Source organism: Streptomyces sp. ID05-26A, from assembly GCF_033794685.1.
GTDB lineage: Bacteria > Actinomycetota > Actinomycetes > Mycobacteriales > Pseudonocardiaceae > Lentzea.
The window spans coordinates 1,304,054-1,324,131 of the sequence record NZ_JARAYZ010000002.1; the positions used below are offsets into that span (position 1 = coordinate 1,304,054).

The following is a 20,078-nucleotide window of genomic DNA, read 5'->3' on the forward strand; positions in this document are numbered from 1 at the left end:
TCCTCACTCGGGCGCGGGCGGTTCCGGCCGCTCGCGCCCTTCCCCGTACCGGTCGGCGATCACGCTCGCCCGGTCGCGCAGCGAATCGCGCAACCATTGCGGTTCCAGGGCTTCCGCGCTCGTGGAGAGCTGCCACAACGCCCATTCGGCGTGCCGCCGGTCCTGGAAGGTGACCTCCATCCGCAGCCAGCCGTCGCCGGCTTCCTCGGCGAGCACGGCCAGCGCGGTGCCGGCCAGCTCCTCCCTGCGGGCCGGTCGCACCCTGAGCACCACGGCGACCTGGTCCCCGCCGGTCCGGAACCGCGTGCTGCGCTCCTGCCAGGCCCGGTCGAGGTCGACCCGGTCCGGCCGCCGCGCGGGTTCGTCGAGCGCCTCGGCGGCGAGGATCCGCGACAGCCGGTAGGTCCGGTCCTCCCCCGACCTGGTGGCCAGCAGATATCCCTGCTCCCGCACGGTGACCAGCCCGATCGGGTCGACCGTGCGCCACTCCGGTTCTTCGTCCTTGGCCTCGTAGTGGAGCCGCAGCCGGTGACCCGCGAACACCGCGCGCCGGACCTCGGTCACGACCTCGTCGGGCAGTTCCTCCTCCACCGCGCGGCGGGAGAGGAGGTCGATCTCGGGGTCGACGAGCAGCCGTTCCGCCGCCCCCGCCGCCGTCCGCCGGTAACTCTCGGGCAGCGCGTCGACCACCTTCAGCATCGCCGAGGCGAGTGACGAGCCGAGCCCGAACACCTGTGCGCCGCGCCGGGAACCGGCGACCAGCAGGGCGAGCGCCTCGTCGTGGTTCAGGCCGGTTAGCTCGGTCTGGAAACCGGGCAGCAGCGCGAATCCGCCGTGCCGGCCGCGTTCGGCGTAGACCGGGACGCCCGCCGCGGAGAGCGCCTCGATGTCGCGCAGGACCGTCCGGGTGGAGACCTCGAGCTCGCGGGCGAGGGTGGCGGCCGAGAGCTGACCGTGCCGCCGCAGCAGCAGGACCAGCGAGACCAACCGGTCGGCGCGCATGCGAAAACCGTACGGGAATACGTGACACAGGATGTCGTGTATCGCTTGCGACGCTGACGGCACTGTCGAAGAGATCGAATGGAGCTGTCGTGGCTGTGGAACGAACGCCGGTCAACCCGTGGACGTGGTCGGCGGAGCTGGGCTACCACCAGGGCGAGGTCGTCACCGGGCAGAGCAGGACGCTGTACTGCGCCGGGCAGACGTCGATGAACGGCGACGGCAAGCCCGAGCACGCCGGTGACATGGCGGCGCAGCTGGCGCTGAGCCTCGACAACCTGGAGGCGGTGCTGGCCGGGGCGGGCATGACGCTCGCCGACCTGGTGCGGCTCAACGTCTACACGACCGACGTCGACCTGCTGTTCCAGCACTACGGCGTGCTGGCGGCACGGCTCGGGGCGGCTCGGGTGGCCCCGCCGACCACGATGCTTGGGGTGGCGAGGCTGGCGATCCCGGACCTGATGGTGGAGCTGGAGGGAACCGCGGTCGCGTGACGTGCGGCGCCGGCCTGGCTCCCGTCAGGCCGGCGCCTCCAGCCGGGGTCGGCGGCCGAGTCGGATGGCTGCCCGATCACGGCCAGGCCGGCGCCCCCAGCCGGGGTCGGCGGCCGCATCGGATTGCTGCCCGATCACGGCCGGACCGGCGCCCCGAGCCGGTGACAGCCCCACCACAGCCCGGCCGGCGCCGAGCGCCCGCACCGGTCAGCCGAGGCCGATCTGGGCGAAGAACGTCTGGATGTCCCAGAACAGGAACTCCTCGTCCATCGTGCCGCGCCGGTTCCACAACCCGACGGTGGCCATGTTGATGGCGTACTTCAGCCCGGTCGGCGCGATGAGACCGCCCTTGCCGTCGGGCATCGGCCGCGTGAAGGTGCCCTTCATGACACCCGCGACCGCGCTCAACCCGCCGTTCGCGACCCGCAGGTAGTGCGACTCGATGCGGGTGTCCGGCGCCCAGACGAACAACGCCTTCAGGTCTTCGACGTGCCGGTCGATGCCATCGGTGTAGTGCCCGTCGGGCCAGTGCACGCGGATGTTGCGGGCGTGGCTCTCTCCCAGCCGCGCCCACTTCTGGTGGCTGAAGACGTCGAAGTCGAGTTCGTCGAACGTCCTGAGGTTCCGCTTCTCCTCCCTGGTCAGGTCCTGGGCGAACGGCGGGTTCGGCACCGGCGTGGTGGCCGGGTCGGGCAGCGGAGTCCACGGCGAGTACCCGGCCGGAGCGGCGGCCTCGGCGACGCCACCGGTGACGGCGGCCAGCGCCATCGCGCCGAACGCGGCCGTGCTGCCGTGGGTGATGAGCGAACGACGGTTGAGCATCTCGTGCACCTTCCACTCGGGGTGTGCACGAGAGCTTTGCACTAACTTTTAGACAGCGCTATAGCTGAGTTAGTGCTGTGATCTAGTAAGCAACCTCGATCGACTCGATGGCGGCCTCCGCGAGCGGGGTCGCGGTCTCGACGTAGCGCGTGGCCAGGGACTGGAACAGCCGCTCGGCCTCGATCGCCGGCCAGTCGCACGCCAGCAGTTCGGCCGGCAGGTGGGGGTCCTGCCGCACGAGGTCGAGCCAGTCGCCGTGCAGCAGCAGCTGGCGGGCCAGGTCGTCGGGCAGCGAGGTGTCCGGCTCACGCCACTTCGCGAGGAAGTCCTGGTAGCGGGCGGCGATCGCGGCCGTGTCGAACGCGCGGCGCGCCAGGTCCGCCGCCTCGGTCGGCTTGGCGTGCTGGGCGGTGAAGACCGTGACGTTCTCCGCGAGCCCCTCGACCAGTCCTGTCACGTCGTGCGCGCCGGGGGCGATCCACAGGCCGTTCTGCACGGGACCGAAGCCTGCCCATTGCAGCTGCGAGCGCAGGTCGTGCCGTTCGCCGCGCCGCCCCTCCGGCAGGGAGAACCCGACCAGGGTCCAGCTGCCGTCCCAGTCGCGGTTGACGGCGCCGCGCTGCCAGATCCGGCGTTCACCGTCGCGCAGCACGTCCGTCGCACGCGGGGTGAGTCCGAAGTAGACCTTGCGGCCGCTGCGGTGCTTGGTGAGCAGGCCGCGTGAGGCCATGCGCGTGAGCGTCGAGCGCACCGCCTCCTCGGAGACGTCCACGCGCCCGAACACGTCGATCACGCTGCCCGAGTAGACCGCGATGCCGCGGCCGAACACGTACAGACCGAGGAAGTTGAGCATCAAGGACTGGGGCGTCACGCTGCTCACGATACATGTTGGGCAGCATCTAGACGAGCGTCATGAATATGCCCTACTTTGGTCGCGACCCCACGGAGAGGACTCGCTTGATGGAGCTGACGGGAAAGGTCGCGATCGTCACCGGCGCCGGCCGCGGGCTGGGCCGGGCGTACGCCGAGGCGTTGGCGCGCAACGGGGCCCACGTCGTGGTCAACGACGTGGACGAGGTCGCCCACGAGGTCGCGGCGAGCATCGGAGGCCGTGCGGTGATCGCGCCGGTCGGGTCGGCCGAGACCGCCGAGTCGCTGGTCGCCACCGCCGTGGAGGAGTTCGGGCGGCTCGACGTGCTGGTCACCAACGCGGGCATCCTGCGCGACCGCGTGCTGTGGAAGATGAGCGACGACGACTTCGACGCCGTGATCAACGTGCACCTGCGCGGCACCTTCACCTGCGCCCGCGCGGCAGCGGTGCGGATGCGGGAACAGGGCACCGGCGGCAGTCTCGTGCTGGTCTCCTCCCCCGCTGGGCAGCGCGGCAACTTCGGGCAGACCAACTACTCCGCCGCCAAGGCCGGGATCGCCGCCATGGCACGGACCTGGGCCTTGGAGCTCGCCCGGTCGGACATCGCCGTGAACGCGGTCGTCCCCGTCGCCGCCACCGAGATGACCCGCACGATCCCGGCGTTCGCGCCGTTGATCGAGGAGTCGGAACGAACGGGTGCGCCGCTGCCGGCGTGGGTGCGGCGCGACGAGGGCCTGGGCACGGTCGAGGACGTCGCCTCACTGATCGTCTACCTCGCCTCGGACGCGGCCAAAGGCGTTACGGGGCAGGCGATCGGCATCGGCGGTGACCGGCTCGCGCTGTGGTCGCACCCGGCCGAGAAGCAGGTGCTGTTCGCCGACGGCGGGTGGGACGCGGCCACGATCGCCGGCCGCTTCGGCGAGTTCGAGCCGGAGACCTACGGGATCCCGGCTCCGGTGGCGCCATGAGTGTTCCCAGGATGAACGTCGACGACCTGGTCGCCATCGACGTCCACACCCACGCGGAGGTCTCCGGCGACGGCCACAGTTCACTGAGTCCCGCGCTGCTCGAGGCGTCCGCCAAGTACTTCAAGGCCGCCCACCGCCAGCCGACGATCGTCGAGACGGCCCAGATCTACCGCGAGCGCGGGATGGCCGCGGTGATCTTCACGGTCGACGCGGAGCACGCCACCGGCCACCCCCGCATCTCCAACGAGGAGATCGCCGCGTCCTGCGCCGAGCACGCCGACGTGCTGATCCCGTTCGCGAGCATCGACCCGTGGAAGGGCCGCGCCGCCGTGAGGGAGGCCCGCAGGCTCGTCGAGGAGCACGGCGTGCGGGGGTTCAAGTTCCACCCCAGCCTGCAGGACTTCTCCCCCGACGACCGGATGGCGTACCCGCTGTACGAGGTCATCGAGGAGCTCGGCGTGCCCGCGCTGTTCCACAGTGGACAGACCGGGATCGGCGCCGGTGTGCCCGGCGGCGGTGGCATCAGGCTCAAGCACTCCAACCCGATGCTCGTGGACGACGTCGCCGTGGACTTCCCGCACCTGCGGATCGTGCTCGCGCACCCGTCGTTCCCGTGGCAGGACGAGGCACTGGCGGTGGCGACGCACAAACCGTTCGTGTACATCGACCTGTCCGGCTGGTCGCCCAAGTACTTCCCGCCTCAGCTCGTCCGCTACGCCAACACCCTGTTGCAGGACAAGGTCCTGTTCGGCTCGGACCACCCGGTGATCACCCCGGACCGCTGGCTCGCCGACTTCGCGAAGCTGGAGATCTCCGACGAGGTCCGCCCCAAGATCCTCAAGCACAACGCCGCTCGCCTGCTGGGACTCGTGAAGGAGGACGCGTGACCATCTCCGTCCAAGGAATCGCCGAACTCAAGGCCCTGGCGGGCAGGAGCCTCGGGCACACCGACTGGCTCCAGATCGACCAGGGCCGCGTCGAAACGTTCGCCTCCGCCACCGACGACCACCAGTGGATCCACGTCGACCCGGAACGCGCGGCGACCGGCCCGTTCGGCGGCACGATCGCCCACGGCTACCTGACGCTCGCCCTGCTCATTCCGCTGATGACCGAACTCCTCGAGGTCACCGGCGTGCGGATGAGCCTCAACTACGGCCTCGACAAGGTGCGGTTCCCCGCGCCCGTCCCGGTCGGCGCCAAGATCCGGCTGCTCGGGCAGGTCGCGTCCGTCGAGGACGTGCCGGGTGACGGCGTTCAGCTCACCGTCGACTTCACCGTCGAGATCGAGGGCTCCGCGAAGCCCGCTTGCGTAGCACGTGCCGTCTACCGCCACTACTCGTGAGGTGAAGTCATGGCGCCAACAACGCAGTTACGCCGTGCCGTCGCGTCGAGCTTCCTCGGCAGCGTGATCGAGTACTACGACTTCCTGCTCTACGCCACCGCGTCCGCGGTCGTGTTCAACAAGGTCTTCTTCTCCTCACTGGACCCGCTGGTCGGCACGATCGCGAGCTTCGGCACGTTCGCCACCGGCTACCTCGCCCGCCCGATCGGCGGAGTCCTCTTCGGACACTTCGGGGACCTGCTGGGACGCAAGAAGATGCTCGTGCTCACCATGGTCATGATGGGCGTGGCGAGCTTCCTGATCGGTCTGCTGCCCACCTACGCGCAGGTCGGCTGGCTCGCGCCGGCCGGGCTGATCCTGCTGAGGGTCGTGCAGGGCATCTCCGTCGGCGGCGAGTGGGGCGGTGCCGTGCTGATGTCGGCCGAGCACGCCACCTCGCGGCGCGGGCTGTGGGCGAGCTTCACGAACGCCGGCGCGCCGTGCGGCATGGTGCTCTCGACGGCCGCCCTCACCGGCACCGCCGCACTGGTCGGCGAACAGGCGTTCCTCGACTGGGGCTGGCGGGTGCCGTTCCTGCTGAGCGTCGTGCTGCTCGGCGTCGGCCTGTTCGTGCGGATGAAGGTCGAGGAGACGCCGGTCTTCAAGGCCGAGCGGAAGCCCGGCTCCATGCCGCTGGCCGACGTGCTGCGCAACCACCCGCGCACGTTGCTGCTCGCCATCGGCGTCGGGTTGTCCGCGTTCGTGGCGCAGTCGACGCTGACGACGTTCATCCTGGCGTACGGCGTGCAGGCGGGTGAGAGCCGGCAGACGATCCTGAACGGGCTGTTGTTGTCCTCAGGGCTGGCGGTGATCGGCATCCTCGGCTGGTCTGCGGCGTCCGACAGGTTCGGCCGCCGGCCTGTGGTGCTCGTCGGCGCGGTGCTCATGGCCGCGTTCGGCTTCGCACTGTTCCCGTTGGTGGACAACGGATTCGTGGTGATCGCCCTCGTCCTCGGCCAGGCCGTGATCCACCCGATGATGTACGGGCCGCTCGCCGCGCTCTACAGCGAGCTGTTCAACACCGGCAGTCGCTACACGGGCGCCTCGCTCGGTTACCAGCTGGCCGGTCTGGGTGCCGGGCTCGCGCCGTTGCTCTTCGCGCAGGTGCAGAAGTCTTCCGGTACGGGCGCCATTCCGTTCATCCTTGCGGCGTTCTGCCTGCTCACCGTCGTCTGCACGGTGACGTTGCACGAGACCAGCAGGACCAGCCTGACAGGAGACAGGGATGCGGAACGCGGGACTGGGCAGCTGGCCACACCGCCGAGCACGCATGGCGCCGACGCGTAAGGCGTTCACCTACAACGGAGTCTCCACCTCGTACGAGGAGGTGGCGCTGCGCACGACCCGGTTGGCCTGGCGGTTGCGGGAGCTCGGGGTCCAGCGTGGTGACCGGGTCGCCTACCTCGGCCCGAACCACCCCTCGTTCGCCGAGACGATGTTCGCGGCGCACCAGCTGGGTGCGATCTTCGTGCCGTTGAACTTCCGCCTCACCCCGGCGGAGGTCAACTACCAGCTCGCGGACTGCGGCGCGCATGTGCTGGTGCATGCGCCGTCGCACGTCGTGGAGCATCCGCGGGCGGTGTCGCTCGCGGAGTACGAGGAGTGGCTCGCCGGCGGTTCGTCCGAGGTCCTGGACGAACCGGTCGGCGTGGACGACATCGCACTGATCCTCTACACCTCCGGCACCACCGGCAGGCCCAAGGGCGCGATGCTCAGTCACGCCAACCTGGTGTGGAACACGTTCAACCTGATGATCGGCGTCGACATCGCCTCGGACGAGGTCGCGCTGATCACCGCGCCGCTGTTCCACGTCGCCGCGCTCTCCCAGACGTTGTTGCCCACCTTCATCAAGGGTGGGCACAGCGTGATCACCTCGGGGTGGGACGTCGCCGAGTGCGTGTCGTTGATCGAGGCGCACGGCGTGACGTGGATGTTCGGCGTGTCCACGATGTACGCCGACTTCGCCGCCTCGGCACAGTGGAGCGGTGCGGACCTGTCGTCGTTGCGGGTGTTGCTGTGCGGCGGGGCTGCCGTTCCGGACTCGCTGATCCGCACCTACCAGGACCGCGGGCTGGTGTTCTGCCAGGGGTACGGGCTCACCGAGACCGCGCCCGGCGCCACGTTCCTGGAGGCCGCCGACAGCGTGGACCGGGCCGGTTCCGCGGGGACCTGCGTGTTCTTCGGTGATCTGCGGCTCGCGGAGACCGGGGAGGTCGAGGTGCAGGGGCCGAACGTCACCCCCGGCTACTGGAACGACCCGGTCGCGTCCGCGGCGGCGTTCACCGAGGACGGGTGGTTCCGGACCGGGGATCTCGGCCGGATCGACGACGGCCACCTGCACGTCCTCGACCGGCTGAAGGACATGTACATCTCCGGCGGCGAGAACGTGTACCCGGCCGAGGTCGAGAACGCGATCACCGCGCACCCGGACGTGGTCGAGGTCGCCGTGGTCGGGGTGCCGGACCAGCGGTGGGGCGAGGTCGGGCGCGCGTTCGTGCGTCCTCGCGACGGGGCGGTGCTGGACGCCGCCGTGCTGCGGGAGTTCCTGGTGTCACGCCTGGCGAAGTACAAGATCCCGGTCCACGTCGAGGTGGTCGCCGAACTGCCGCGCACGGGGTCCGGGAAGGTCCTCAAACCCGCGCTGCGCCGCGTGCCGCTGTGACCGAGTGGCGGGCCAGGACGGTCTGGACCGCCTCGTCCACCGAGTGGGCCACGGCCTTCTCGGTGGGCGCCCAGTTCACCAGCAGCATCCTCGGCCAGAACGCGAAGTTCGAGATCATGCCGAGGAACTGCGTGGCGGTCAGGATCGGGTCCTCGACGCTCAGGGTGCCTGCCTCGTGCTCGGCGGCCAGGTAGTCGCGCACCGCGTCGAAGAACGGCTGTTTGCCCAGCTTGAACTGCGTCTGCCCGAGCTCGGGGAAGCGCGGTGCCTCGGCGATCACGATGCGGAACAACGCGACCATGCCCGGCCGCGTCAGCAGCGCCACGTACCGGTTGCCGAGCGCCGTCAGGCCCTTGCGCGGATCGCCCGGTTTCGGGGTGAGCGCGCCCTCGTCCGTGCGCCAGTAGTCCGTGACGATCGCGTCGAACAGCTCCGCCTTCGTCGGGAACTGCTTGAACAGCGTCGCCTTCGACACCCCGGCGGCATCGGCGATGCGCGCCAGTGAGGTCTTGTCGTAGCCGGACTCCAGGAACAGCCCGGTCGCCGCGTCGACGATCGCCGTCCGCTTCTGCTCCGCCATGCGCTCGTGGTAGGTCGGCATGCCGTCCAGTATGCCATGAGGTGAGTCACTTGACTCACCATCGGGGTCGTGACTACCGTTCCGAGGTGAGTCACTCAACTCACCACTGGAGGACATGATGGGACGCTTCGACGGCCGCACGGTGCTCGTCACCGGGGCGACGAGCGGAATGGGCGCGAGCCACGTGCGGGGTTTCCACGCCGCGGGAGCGCGGGTCGTGATCGCGGCACGGGACCTGGACGCGGGCGCCGCGTTCGCCGCGGAACTGGGCTCACGGGCGTTCGCCGTGCGGCTCGACGTAACGTCCGAGGACGACTGGATCGCGGCCGTCGAGGCGGCCGGGCCGATCTCGGTGCTGGTCAACAACGCGGGCGCCCAGCACCCGGCGGCGTTGATCGAGGACACGAGCCTCGACGTGTGGCAGCGGACGCTCGCGGTGAACCTGACCGGGCAGTTCCTCGGCATCAAGCACGCCACGCCCGCACTGCGGAAGGCCGGCGGCGGGTCGATCGTGAACATCGCCTCGACCATGGGCAACGTGGGTCAGGCGTACTACGCGCCTTACGTGGCCAGCAAGTGGGCGCTGCGGGGACTCACGCGCACGGCCGCGCTGGAGCTCGGCCGCGACGGCATCCGCGTGAACTCGATCCACCCCGGCGTGGTGTCGACGCCGCTGATCACCGAACCGGTGGCCGCCGGTCAGCCCGCGATCGCCGACCTCTACTCCCCCGCCCCGTTCGCCGTGCCCCGCCTCGGCACGCCGGAGGAGGTCACCGCGTTCGTCCTGCACCTGGCCTCGGAGGACGGCGCGTTCGCGACCGGGGCGGAGTTCGTGCTGGACGGCGGCCTGCTGCTCGGCCCGGCGCTAGTGCGGTGACCACTGACCTTCGCCGGGTCTTCCGGCGCCCAGCAGGGCGCCTCGCAGCACCGTCCCCGCGCCCCCGTACGTCCAGTACTCGGGGACGGCACCGCGATGCACCCGTCTGACCGGCGAAATACCAGGTAAAGGTTAGTGGCCACCGCACTAGCCGCCTAGGAAGTCCGCCACCGGGCCGAACGTGAACAGCCCGGTGCCCGCCACCAGTTCGGCCTCGGCGGGCAGCAGCAACTCGTGCGCGCGGTGCCGCAGTTCGTCGTCCCGCAACCTGGTCGCGGCCATCGACAGCAGGCACGCGCGGACCTCGATGAGCAGGTCCGCCGGCCCGTTGGGCAACGCCCGCGCGGCCTCGACCGCCTCGTCGTGCGGCAACACCAGCGGACGCACCCAGTCCCGGTACGGACCCCAGTCGTCGGCGAGGTCCACTGTGGACGGACCGTGCAGGCTCAGCAGGGCCAGCGGCAGGAGTCCGCGTTCCATTCCCCACATCCCGGTGCCCCGGACGCGCTCGGCCGCGGCCCGGTACGCGCGTTCTGCCTCGGTCTTCTCGCCGGTGGCCGCGAGTTTCAGGGCCGCGTACCAGTCGGTGAAGACGCCGACCAGCGGCAGGTCGTGGCTCCTGGCCAGGTCGTCCGCGGCGGCCGCGTGGGCGTCGGCCGTGCCGAAGTCGGCCAGTGCGGAACAGGCCTGCACCAGGATCAGGTGGCCGAGCACCTCGTAGGTGACGTCGGTGGCGACCTCGAGGAGTTCGCGGCCGATCGCGGCACGGTCCGGGGCCAGCCCGGTGCGGTGGAAGGTGTGCATGAAGCGGGCGTTCAGGGTGAACGCCCGGAGTGCGGGATCGCCGAGGTCATGAGCGATGACCTCGGCTTCTCGTGCTTGCGCGAGGCGCGCGCCGGAGCCCCGGTCCTCCATCGCGATGGTGGCGAGCAGACGGGCCCGGGTCGCGGTCGGGCCGGGGAACGCGGACAGGGTGCGCTCGGCGGCGGCGATGAGTTCGGCGGAGTGGACCGGGTCGTCGTTGGTGGTCCAGATGCCGGGGACGTCGAACGAACCGATCACCTCGGCCAGCTCGTGCGGACCATCGGCGAGCCGCAACGCCGCCGACCTCTGCTCCCGCGCCCCCGCCAGGTCTCCACTCACCGCCAGTGCTCTGACCAGCCCCGTCAACCGTTCCGAGCCGGCCGCGATCGCGGCACGCCACAACCGCACCGCCTCCCGCGCCGAACGCGTCTGTTCCGCGGCCTCCTCCAGCGCCCGCGCCGCCGCCGCGCTCCTCGTGCCCGCGAGGGCGTGATGGTGCGCGAGCGTCTGGACGTCACCCGGTCGCAGCGCCTCCGCCACCGCCGCGTGCCAGCGCGCTCGCCTGGTCAGCGACACGTCCTCGTACACCGTGTCACGCACCAGCGCGTGCGTGAACCGGGCGTGGCCAGGCGCCACCTCCACGACGAACCCGGCCTCGATCGCGAGGTCCAGCGCGTCGAGCACGTCGTGACCGGCCAGTGCGGCCAGGAGGTCCACCTCGACGTCGCGGCCCAGCACGGAGGCCTGGCGCAGCACGGTCCGCGCCTGCGCGGGCAGCCCGGCGAGGCGGTGGCGGAGCACGTCACGCACACCGGCCGGAACCGAGCCGAGATCACCACCGGACGCGACCAGGCGGCCGAGTTCCTTGACGTAGAAGGGGTTGCCGCCGCTGCGTTCGCGGATCGCGGCGGCGTCCTCCGCTCCGACCAGCGCGGCGACGGCGTCCTCGTCCAGGCCGCCGAGCTCGACGCGGACCGGTTCGGCACGGGCCAGTGCCTCCAGCGGCACCGCCGTGCGTGAGGTCGCGACGATCAGGACGCGGCCCGAGAGCGTGCGGCCGGTGCAGGCCGCCAGCACCGCGAGGGTCTCGTCGTCGGCCTGGTGCAGGTCGTCCAGCACGACCAGCACCGGCGCGGCCGACTCCACAGTGGACACGATCGACAGGCGGAGCTGGAACCGGTCGGCGGCGACGAGCTCCGATCCCAGCGCCTCCACGACCTGCTGCCACGGCCAGGCCACCGGAGCGTCCTCCTGGCAGCGCGCCCAGACCGTCCGCCAGCCACGACCGGCCAGCAGCTCGGCGAAAGCCGTGGCCAGCGCGGTCTTTCCCGCCCCGGCCTCCCCCGTCACCAGCGCGATCCCCAGCCCGGCGGCCGGCACGGCCGTGTCCAGCAACTCCAACTCGGCCGCGCGTCCCACCAAAGCGGACTCCGGTGACGGCCGCAGCCGGGGTGCCTGGGCCAGGATGTCCGACTCCAGCGTGCGGAGTTCCTCACCGGGGTCGACGCCGAGGTTCTCCACCAGCGCGTGCCGGGCCTCTCGCACCACCTGCAGCGCGTCGCCCTGCCGACCCTCGCGGTACAGCGCCAGCGCGAGCAGGCTCCAGGCCTTCTCCCGCCACGGGTGGTCGGCGAGGTGAGCCCGCAGATCCGCGACCACCCCGGCCGCGCGCCCCAACGCGAGTGCGGCCTCGGCGCGGCGTTCGACCGCCACCAGTCGCAGTTCCTCCAGGCGGTCGATCTCGACCCGCGCCCAGTGGAAGTCGGCGAACTCGCCGTAGGCCGGGCCTCGCCACAACGCCAGCGCACCGTCCAGCACGGACAGGTCGCCGCCGAGCATCTCCTCGAACCGCCACGCGTCCACGTCTTCAGCCAGCAGCGCGTAGCCGGCGCCCTCAGTCACGAGCAGCGAGGAGGGTGTCCTGGGTGGACGGCCGGGTTCCAGTGCCTTGCGCAGGGCGCCGACGAACGTCTGCACCGTGCCGACGGCGCCGTCCGGCGGGTCTTCCCACAGGTCGTCGACGAGCGTGCGGACCGGCACGACACGGCGGCGGGCGACCAGCAGGCGGGCCAGCACGGCGCGTTGCCTCGGGCCGCCGAGCCGGGCGGTTCCCGCGGTCAGCGGGCCCAGCACCCCGAACGTCACCACCCGCTGACCCTAACGCTGATTCGTTGCTGATCGGGCCCCGGCACAGTGACGGCGTGAACCACACCGCATTCGACCACCAGCGCGTTCAGGTCTCCGACGGCATCGAGCTGAACGTGGCCACGACCGGCAGCGGCAGCCCCGTCGTGCTGCTGCACGGCTTCCCGCAGACCCACCTCATGTGGCGGCACGTCGCCGCCGGACTGGCCGCCGACCACACCGTGATCATGCCCGACCTGCGCGGGTACGGCGACAGCGACAAGCCCGCCGACACGGGCCTCACCTACGCCAAGCGCACGATGGCCGCCGACGTCGTGGAGGTGGCGCGGGCGCTCGGGCACGACACGTTCGCTCTCGTGGGGCACGATCGGGGCGCCCTGGTGGCGTTCCGGGCCGGGCTCGACCACCCGCGGCACGTGACGCACCTCGCGTCGCTCGACGTGCTGCCGACGCTGGACATGTGGGACGTCATGCGCGGCACGTCCGCCGCGGTCGGGTTCCACCTGTTCCTGATGGCCCAGCCGCCGGGCCTCGCCGAGCAGATGATCGGCGCGACCCCGGACGCGTTCTTCGGCCACTTCCTCGACATCTGGGGCGGGCGGCCGTTCCCGGAGGAGATCCGCGCCGAGTACCTGCGCGCCTCGCGGGAGGCCGTGACGTCGATCGTCGCGGACTACCGCGCGTCGGCCACGATCGACGTCGAGCACGACACCGCGGCCAGGCAGGCGGGCGAGCAGCTGACGATGCCGGTCACCGTGCTGCAGCAGGACTGGGGCGCGGCACTCGGGTTCGACGCGCGGGGACTGTGGCAGGCCTGGGCACCCGACCTCGACCACCGGACGGTCTCCTGTGGACACTTCATGGCAGAGGAGGCACCGGACGTCGTCGAGGCGGCGATCCGCGACCTGGTGAAGCGCTGATTCCTCCGCACACGGGGAAATTCATTCCATTGACCACGGTGTGAAGCCGTGCCGATACTGGATTCGGCGAATGGTCCATACCATTTGCCGAATCCCTGTGAGGAGACTCGATGAGGAGAATTTCCTTGTTGTCATTGGCCGTCTGCGCGCTGCTCGGCGCCCAGACGGCGCCCGCGGCCCAGGCCGCGACGCTCACGAACACCTTCGAACGGCCTGCCGGTGGGAGCGCGTACACCAGGGCGGAGTGGGCGAAGGACGGGTTCGCGTCCACGTTCGACGTGGGCATGGGCACCCGGACGATGATCGACACCTCGGTCCGGCGTTCCGGAGCGAAGTCACTGCGGTTGTTCTACCCGGCGGGCAGGATCAGTCCGGAGAACTCCGGCGCGTCGGCCGACCTGGCCGTGCCCAAGGCCCGGGAGTACTGGCTGCGGCAGTACGTGCGGTTCTCCCCCGACTTCAGCTGGGGCGGCACGGAGTTCGGTGGCAAGATCGGCCTCGGGCTCGCGGGCGGCAAGCGCTGCTCGGGCGGAATCGCCTGCGACGGCTACAACGGCTTCACGGTGCGGTTCGCGTGGGGCCGTGACGGCAAGGCGATCCTGTACTTCTACCACATGGGCAAGTCGGGCCAGTACGGCGACTCGTTCCAGCTCAGCCCCGGTGGGCTGTACAGCTACCCGCGTGGCCAGTGGATCGAGCTGAAGATGCGGGTCAGGGTCAACACGGTCAGCGGCAGCACCGCCAACGCCAACGGCGAGGTGCAGGCGTGGGTGAACGGCACTCCGGCGGGCACCCGCACGGGGCTGCGGTTCGTCCGCAACGCCGACCAGATCAACTTCGCCTACTTCTCGTCGTTCTTCGGCGGTGCGACGCAGTCGTTCGCACCGACGCGCAACTCGTACATCTGGTACGACGACGTGCGCGTCTCCACCTCCCCCATCTAGGACACGACGAAGGGCCGGGGCACCTCGCCCCGGCCCTTCGTCGTGCACTGGACTATCCGACCGTGACCGTCACCTTCAGCAGATCGCCGTGCCGGGTGACCGAGCTGACCGGCTGGTTGTTCAGCTCGACGGAGCGGACACCGGGGGCGTGCACGGTGATCGTCACCTGACCCCGGTCCGCCGTGCGCCCGACCGCGAGCCGCAGAGTGCTCCCGTCGAACACCGCGGAGGCGTTCTCCAGCTTCTTCGACGACGAGAGCCACGTGCGCCCGTCGACCTCGACCGACTGCCTGCCGAGCACGTCGATGCTCAGCGGCTTGTCGCCTGCCCTGCGCACCAGCGCGTACCCGCCGTCGAACAGCACGTCGTCACGCCGATCACCGGCCAGTTGCACGCGCACGTGCCCGTCCCGCACCTGCTGTGCGGACGCGATCGCACTCGGCGCCGCCGCGGACCTGGTCTCCAGCAACGTGGTGAACCGGGTGCTCATGGCGTCTCGCCTGGCCAACACGAACGGGATCTGCTTGCCGTCCGTGGCGAGCCCGGGCCCGGTCGTCCGCAGCACGCGCGTGGACGAAGGCTCGAGCGCCCGCATCGACAGCACCGACTGCGGCGTCTTCCACTCCGCCTGCCAGGCGCCGGCCGACGCGGTCCCCTCCGCCACGAACCGCAGTTCGTCGTAGCCGAAGTCCTTGTCGTTCGGGTCGAGCACGCAGGTGCCGCAGGCCGGCGGTGTCATCGCCGGGCCGGAGACCGTCAGGTCACCGACGCCGTGCCACGACTGGTCGAACCGGTGCGCCGACGTGCCGCGGGCGTCGAAGACGTCCACTGTGTACTCGTCGGTCATCAGCTCGACGCGTCGCAGCGACACGTCCGGGATCGCCGCGTACGGCTTGTCCGCGCGCGCGTCGACCACCTTGAGCCTCGGTGTGGTGCCGAAGAACTCCAGTGCACCGCGGATGTTGCGGTCCTGGCTCTTGCCGTCGACCACGACCGTGTTGTGCGACACCGTCTCGCGGTACCAGTTGTTGGTCAGGTCCGCGTTGTCGACACCGTAGATCTGGCCCAGGTCGGTGGACTGCAGTGCTCCCCCGCCGACGACGTCGAGGTGCAGCTTGTCCGCGTGGCCGTGGGTGCCGCCCGCGACGCCGTGGTCGAGCCGCAGTGCGTTGGCCTGGAACGGGTCCACCGCACCGGAGAAGCCCAGCCGCACGTCGTCGAACAACGCGACGCCTGCCGCGTTCTCCACCACCAGCGAGATCCTGGCGGCGATGGCGTCCTTCGGCACGTCCGCGCCGAGGGTGCGGGAACGCCAGCCCAGCAGGTCGTGGAACGAGGTCACGACCGGCTGCGAGACACCGGACGGCGTCACGAACGACAGCTCGATGCGCGCGCCACCGTTCTCCCGCAACGGAACCAGCGGCGTGAAGGTCCGCGCGTCGAGCTTCACCGACGTCACGTTGCCGCCGGTCACCGGGACGTCGGTCGTCCAGGCGCCGCGGTTCAGCCCGGCCGTGATCTTGGCCGACGACGAGCCGCGGTGCGCGAGCGGGGACAGTTCCGCCGCTCCCTGCCCGGTCCAGCCGCGGGCCGAGTCCTCGAACCCTCCGGTGCCGAGCAGGTCGTCGGCGAACAGGTCGACGTCGTCGACCGTCACGTCACCCTTCACGGTGAGCTTCACCGAGCGCGCCAGCGGTGGCACGTCGAGCCCGGTCTCCCGTGCCGACCACGAGTTCCCGGAGATGGGCAGCGATCCGCGGCCGACCTCCCAGCGGTCGTGGAGGAAGACCGCCTCGATGCTGCCCTTGCCCTTCGCCATCGCCTGCAGCGTCAGGTGCGCGAGCCGGGTGCCGTCGAGCGGGAACGTCTGCGAGGCGGCGCCGGTCAGCCTGCGGTCGGCCCACTTGCCGCCGTCGAGCTGCCAGAACGCGGGCTTGCCGGCGTCGGCGAGCGACGCGTCCTCGAAGCCGGGGTTCGGCACGAGGTTCGGCGCGTCCGACGAGCGCAGCACCGTCTCGCCGAGCCCGCCGAACGTCGCGCTGGGCTGCCGCGGGCCGCTCAGGCTCGGCAGCGAGTCCACGCCGAAGCGCAGCGCCCACCGGTCCGAACGTGGACGGCCGAGGTTGGTGTAGGCGTAGTTCAGGCCCGTCGCGAAGTCACGTTCGCCGTACTCGGCGTAGGCCCACTCGGCGATCGCCGCGAAGCTCGGCCCGAAGCGACGGCCCCACGTGCCACCGTCACCGGCCGCCGGAATCGTCAGATCCGGGTGCAGGTACGGCAACAACGTCGTGTGCATCGAGCGGAAGCGTTCGTCGACCGTGTAGTCGCGTTCGCCCAGGTTCCGCGCGGAGACCGCCAGGGAAGTCAACGCCTGCAACGCGTACACGTGGTAGCTCGCGGCGCCCTCCCACCACCAGCCGTCGGACAGGCGGGCCTTGTTCAGCAGGAACTCGGTGCCCATCTCGGGGTCGTCCAGTGCCCACCTGCGGAGGCCCTCGTCCCCGATGGCGGACCCGACGCCGTGGACCGCGGCGACCGTCCAGGCCTGGAAGTTCGACGTCACCGTCGGATAGGACTGCACGAGCCCGGCCAGCGGCTTGAGCAGGTTCAGCGCGATGTCCACGCGATCGGACTCGGGCAGCGTGTCGCGAATCAGGTCGTACCCGTCGATCAGGCCGATCGCGGCGACGGCCTCGTCCAGCGACTGGTAGTGCACCCGGCCGTAGATCACGTTCAGCGGCACGGACAGGAAGCGCTCGGCGTAGTAGGCGAGGATGTCCCGTGCCTTGGTGGCATAGCGCTGATCGCCCGTCACGCGGAAGGCGAGGCCGAGGTCGGCGGCGGCCTGGGCCGCGTTGTTGTGCCAGATCTCGATCCACGCGGCGTCGAGCAGGTCACCGGTGTAGGACTTGCCGTCGATCGGGCAGCGGTGCAGCTTCGGCAAGGTGTAGTTGAACTCCAACGACGTGTTCGTGCCGGGGCACTTGAAGTTGCCGCTCCAGCCGCCGTGGTTCACCGGCTGGTCGAGCGGCCGCGCGAGCCACGCGTCCGCCTCCGCCTTCACGACGGAGTCGAACGCCTTGCGCGCCCAGTCCTGCCCGGCGATCCGCTGCTTGAGCGCGTCGAGCTGTGCGGGCGTGCTGTAGACCCGTGGCGCGCCGCCGGGAGAGGTCGCCTGCTCGGCCTTGAAGCTCGCCTGCTGCACCAGGGTCACGTCACCTGCGGGCGTCGCGGTCAGCACACCGGACGATCCCGCGGGCAACGACACCGAGACGATCGTCGACTCCCCCGGTTGCAACACCGGGGTCGCGGCGGGCGTCACCGAGCCGGGGCCGTCCACGGCGAGCTGCAGCGAGTCGGCGACGGAGCGGCGGTTCGTGACGGTGGTCTGGAACTTCGCCTGGCCACCGGCGGCCGCGCTCTTGGTCTGCGCGTCCGGCGAGATCCACGGCGACTCGGGCGTCACGCGGACGTCGTCGACCCACGCGGTGCCGGTGGCGTTCTGGATCGCCGGGATGATCTGGAGCCTCGTCATCAGCGGCGGCACGCGGAACGTGCCGGAGATCGTGGTCCAGTCACGGGAGCCGGTCAGCACACCGTTGATGAGGCCGGACGGCGAGTAGACGCTCTGGCCGTTCGCGTCGGTGTAGAGGAACCCGACGGTGACCCGCAGGCCACCGGGGAAGTCGGTGTAGTCGGCGGTCTCGACCTTGTCGAGCTTGACCTTCGCGGAGACCTGCACGACGGGCCAGGTCTTCTGGTCGAGCGGAACGGTGACGAACCCGCCGATCTTCTGCGTCGGCGAGGCGTCGATGCGCAACGACCTGGTGCCGTGGGAGGCGGTCGTGGTGTCGACCTTGTAGGTTGCGCTGAGGTACGGCGTGCACCAGGCGGGTGCCGGACAGGCCTCAGTGGACGGTGTGGTGAGCTCGAAGCTGGGGTTGTTGACCAGGTTCACCCACGACTCGGCCCTGACCTTCAGGTCGTCGAACCGCGCGGTGCCCTTGGCCCGGTCCAGCGCGATCGACAGGAACGCCGAGACCGTGCCCGCCGGAACGGTGTGCACGTCGGCGCGATCGGTCCAGTCCTGCGTGCCGGTGAGGTTGACGCCCTTCCAGGTGCGCTTGCCGGTGGCGTCGACGAACGCGATGGAGATCTTCGCGGCGTTGTCGGCGGTCGCGCCCTGCACGACGTCGTCCAGCTGCACGCGCCCGGACACCTTGACGGAGCTGATCCGCCGCACGTCGATCCCGAACGACGCCGAGGTCGCGCCCTCCCAGGCCGTGCCGGTGGCGGACGTGACGGCGAGCGCGGCGTTCTCGCGCCGGGCACCGGCCGAGAGCGTCCAGGACGTGGTGGCGTTCTCGAAGCCGCCGTTGCGCAGGAGCTCGTGCGCTACCGGCGTGTCCGGCGCCGGTGGTCCGGGTGCGGCCGAGGCGGTCGCGCTCGTGGCGACGGCCATGGCCGCCACGACGACGAACGCCTGCAAAACCGCGACAGGTTTTCTCATCGGGTTCCTCCAGACAAGAATTCATTCCGGCTGAGAGAAGGAATGCAACGGCCCCCGCACGTTGCCGGAATCCTGCGACATCACGGATGCCCAGTCAATGCCCGGTTTTCGCCCGACAGTCCACACTGGAATGTTTGTGGAATGACCTCGCGAACCGTTGACCCACCGCTCGCGACGTGGCGATACTGCGTCAGGTAAGTGGTGCAGACCACTTCATCCTCCCGTCCGCCCGCGGGTCCGACCAAGCGGAGGAAGTGCATGCGAACAAAGAGGTTGCTCGTACTCTCCAGCTGCGCGGCGATAATCGCCTCGACCATTGCCGCGCCGCCGGCGATGGCGGCCGCGCTGAACAACTACTTCGAGACACCGGCCGCCGGTGCGCCCTACACGCTCGCGAAGTGGGCGGCCGACGGCTGGAACGCGCCCTGGCACCAGGGCCTCGACAGCCGGACGTACATCGACTCCAGCGTGAAGCGCAGCGGCAGCAAGTCGTTGCGGGTCACCTATCCGGCGGGCCAGTACGGCCCGGGCCCGTCCGGCGCGCAGGCACCGTTCGCGATCCCGCGCGCCCAGCAGTACTACGTGGCGCAGTGGGTGCGCTTCAGCTCGGACTTCAGCTGGGGCAACACGAACTTCGCCGGCAAGGTCGGCGTCGGGCTCGGAGCGGGCGCCTCCTGCTCCGGCGGTCAGGCCTGCGACGGCTACAACGGCTTCACGTCGCGGTTCATCTGGCGCAGCGGCGGCAAGGCCGCGATCTACTACTACAGCATGGACCACGCCAGCCAGTACGGCGACTACCGGGACCTCTCGCTCGACGGCAAGCCGGTCTACTACCCGCCGGGCCAATGGGTCGAGATCGTGCAGCGGGTCAAGGTGAACACCGTGACGAACGGCAACGCCAACCCGGACGGCGAGATCCAGGTGTGGTTCAACGGCCGGTCGGCCGCGCTCATCACCGGGCTGAAGTTCGTGCGCAACGGCGACCTGATCGACCGCGCGTACCTGTCGTCGTTCGCCGGTGGCGGTGACGCGTCGTTCGCGCCCACCAGGACCGGCTACATCTGGTACGACGACCTGCGCGTGAACACCAGCCCCATCTAG

Annotated in this window: 16 protein-coding genes; 10 read left to right on the plus strand and 6 right to left on the minus strand. The window is 70.4% G+C overall.

Annotation, left to right across the window (positions count from 1 at the left end; all coding sequences use genetic code 11):
- Positions 1–3: 3 nt before the first annotated feature.
- Entirely contained in the window at positions 4–1,002 is a 999-nt protein-coding gene (locus tag PV646_RS21715) for a helix-turn-helix transcriptional regulator (protein WP_500343994.1), read from the minus strand.
- A 95-nt stretch (positions 1,003–1,097) separates the two neighbouring features.
- Between PV646_RS21715 and PV646_RS21720 the strand changes: the two genes are divergently transcribed.
- The gene (locus PV646_RS21720; RefSeq protein WP_500345054.1) at positions 1,098–1,493 is read left to right on the plus strand and encodes a RidA family protein; all 396 of its coding nucleotides are present in this window, start codon (positions 1,098–1,100) and stop codon (positions 1,491–1,493) included.
- Between the two features lie 207 nt (positions 1,494–1,700).
- Here PV646_RS21720 and PV646_RS21725 read toward each other — a convergent pair whose 3' ends face one another.
- Together PV646_RS21725 and PV646_RS21730 are read right to left on the minus strand one after the other, a co-directional pair.
- Entirely contained in the window at positions 1,701–2,315 is a 615-nt protein-coding gene (locus PV646_RS21725; protein WP_500343995.1) for an ester cyclase, read from the minus strand.
- A gap of 82 nt (positions 2,316–2,397) precedes the next feature.
- Positions 2,398–3,186 (minus strand): PaaX family transcriptional regulator, encoded by a 789-nt coding sequence (locus tag PV646_RS21730; RefSeq protein ID WP_500343996.1) that lies wholly within the window; start codon positions 3,184–3,186, stop codon positions 2,398–2,400.
- Between the two features lie 89 nt (positions 3,187–3,275).
- Between PV646_RS21730 and PV646_RS21735 the strand changes: the two genes are divergently transcribed.
- The 5 genes from PV646_RS21735 to PV646_RS21755 are packed head-to-tail and all read left to right on the plus strand — an operon-like array spanning position 3,276 to position 8,197.
- Positions 3,276–4,154 carry an SDR family NAD(P)-dependent oxidoreductase gene (locus tag PV646_RS21735; RefSeq protein ID WP_500343997.1) on the plus strand — a complete coding sequence of 293 codons (879 nt, stop codon included), beginning with the start codon at positions 3,276–3,278 and terminating at the stop codon, positions 4,152–4,154.
- A gap of 11 nt (positions 4,155–4,165) precedes the next feature.
- Positions 4,166–5,041, plus strand: coding sequence for an amidohydrolase family protein (locus tag PV646_RS21740; RefSeq protein ID WP_500345055.1), 876 nt, complete (start codon positions 4,166–4,168; stop codon positions 5,039–5,041).
- Positions 5,038–5,496 carry a MaoC family dehydratase gene (locus PV646_RS21745; RefSeq protein ID WP_500343998.1) on the plus strand — a complete coding sequence of 153 codons (459 nt, stop codon included), beginning with the start codon at positions 5,038–5,040 and terminating at the stop codon, positions 5,494–5,496. The genes PV646_RS21740 and PV646_RS21745 overlap by 4 nt, the downstream gene beginning before the upstream one ends.
- Before the next feature lie 9 nt (positions 5,497–5,505).
- Positions 5,506–6,822 carry an MFS transporter gene (locus PV646_RS21750; RefSeq protein ID WP_500343999.1) on the plus strand — a complete coding sequence of 439 codons (1,317 nt, stop codon included), beginning with the start codon at positions 5,506–5,508 and terminating at the stop codon, positions 6,820–6,822.
- Positions 6,806–8,197 carry an acyl-CoA synthetase gene (locus PV646_RS21755; RefSeq protein ID WP_500344000.1) on the plus strand — a complete coding sequence of 464 codons (1,392 nt, stop codon included), beginning with the start codon at positions 6,806–6,808 and terminating at the stop codon, positions 8,195–8,197. Before PV646_RS21750 ends, PV646_RS21755 begins: the two co-directional genes overlap by 17 nt.
- Here the strand turns inward: PV646_RS21755 and PV646_RS21760 are convergent.
- On the minus strand, positions 8,166–8,798 hold the full coding sequence (locus PV646_RS21760) for a TetR/AcrR family transcriptional regulator (protein ID WP_500344001.1): 633 nt from the start codon (positions 8,796–8,798) through the stop codon (positions 8,166–8,168). The two genes, PV646_RS21755 and PV646_RS21760, sit on opposite strands and share 32 nt — an antisense overlap.
- A 97-nt stretch (positions 8,799–8,895) precedes the next feature.
- Between PV646_RS21760 and PV646_RS21765 the strand changes: the two genes are divergently transcribed.
- Positions 8,896–9,654 carry an SDR family NAD(P)-dependent oxidoreductase gene (locus PV646_RS21765; protein ID WP_500344002.1) on the plus strand — a complete coding sequence of 253 codons (759 nt, stop codon included), beginning with the start codon at positions 8,896–8,898 and terminating at the stop codon, positions 9,652–9,654.
- Positions 9,655–9,801: 147 nt separating this feature from the next.
- Here the strand turns inward: PV646_RS21765 and PV646_RS21770 are convergent, their stop codons facing one another.
- Positions 9,802–12,603, minus strand: coding sequence for an ATP-binding protein (locus PV646_RS21770; protein ID WP_500345056.1), 2,802 nt, complete (start codon positions 12,601–12,603; stop codon positions 9,802–9,804).
- Positions 12,604–12,659: 56 nt separating this feature from the next.
- On the opposite strand from PV646_RS21770, the gene PV646_RS21775 reads away from it, so the two are divergent.
- Together PV646_RS21775 and PV646_RS21780 are read left to right on the plus strand one after the other, a co-directional pair.
- A complete protein-coding gene (locus PV646_RS21775; RefSeq protein WP_500344003.1) occupies positions 12,660–13,523 on the plus strand; it encodes an alpha/beta fold hydrolase in 864 nt (287 codons plus the stop codon).
- A 110-nt stretch (positions 13,524–13,633) separates the two neighbouring features.
- Positions 13,634–14,467, plus strand: a complete 834-nt coding sequence (locus tag PV646_RS21780; protein ID WP_500344004.1) for a polysaccharide lyase — start codon at positions 13,634–13,636, stop codon at positions 14,465–14,467.
- A 52-nt stretch (positions 14,468–14,519) separates the two neighbouring features.
- Here PV646_RS21780 and PV646_RS21785 read toward each other — a convergent pair whose 3' ends face one another.
- The gene (locus PV646_RS21785) at positions 14,520–18,977 is read right to left on the minus strand and encodes an alginate lyase family protein (protein ID WP_500344005.1); all 4,458 of its coding nucleotides are present in this window, start codon (positions 18,975–18,977) and stop codon (positions 14,520–14,522) included.
- 258 nt (positions 18,978–19,235) lie between these two features.
- Between PV646_RS21785 and PV646_RS21790 the strand changes: the two genes are divergently transcribed.
- Positions 19,236–20,078: a polysaccharide lyase gene (locus PV646_RS21790; protein ID WP_500344006.1), complete on the plus strand. Its 843-nt coding sequence runs from the start codon at positions 19,236–19,238 to the stop codon at positions 20,076–20,078.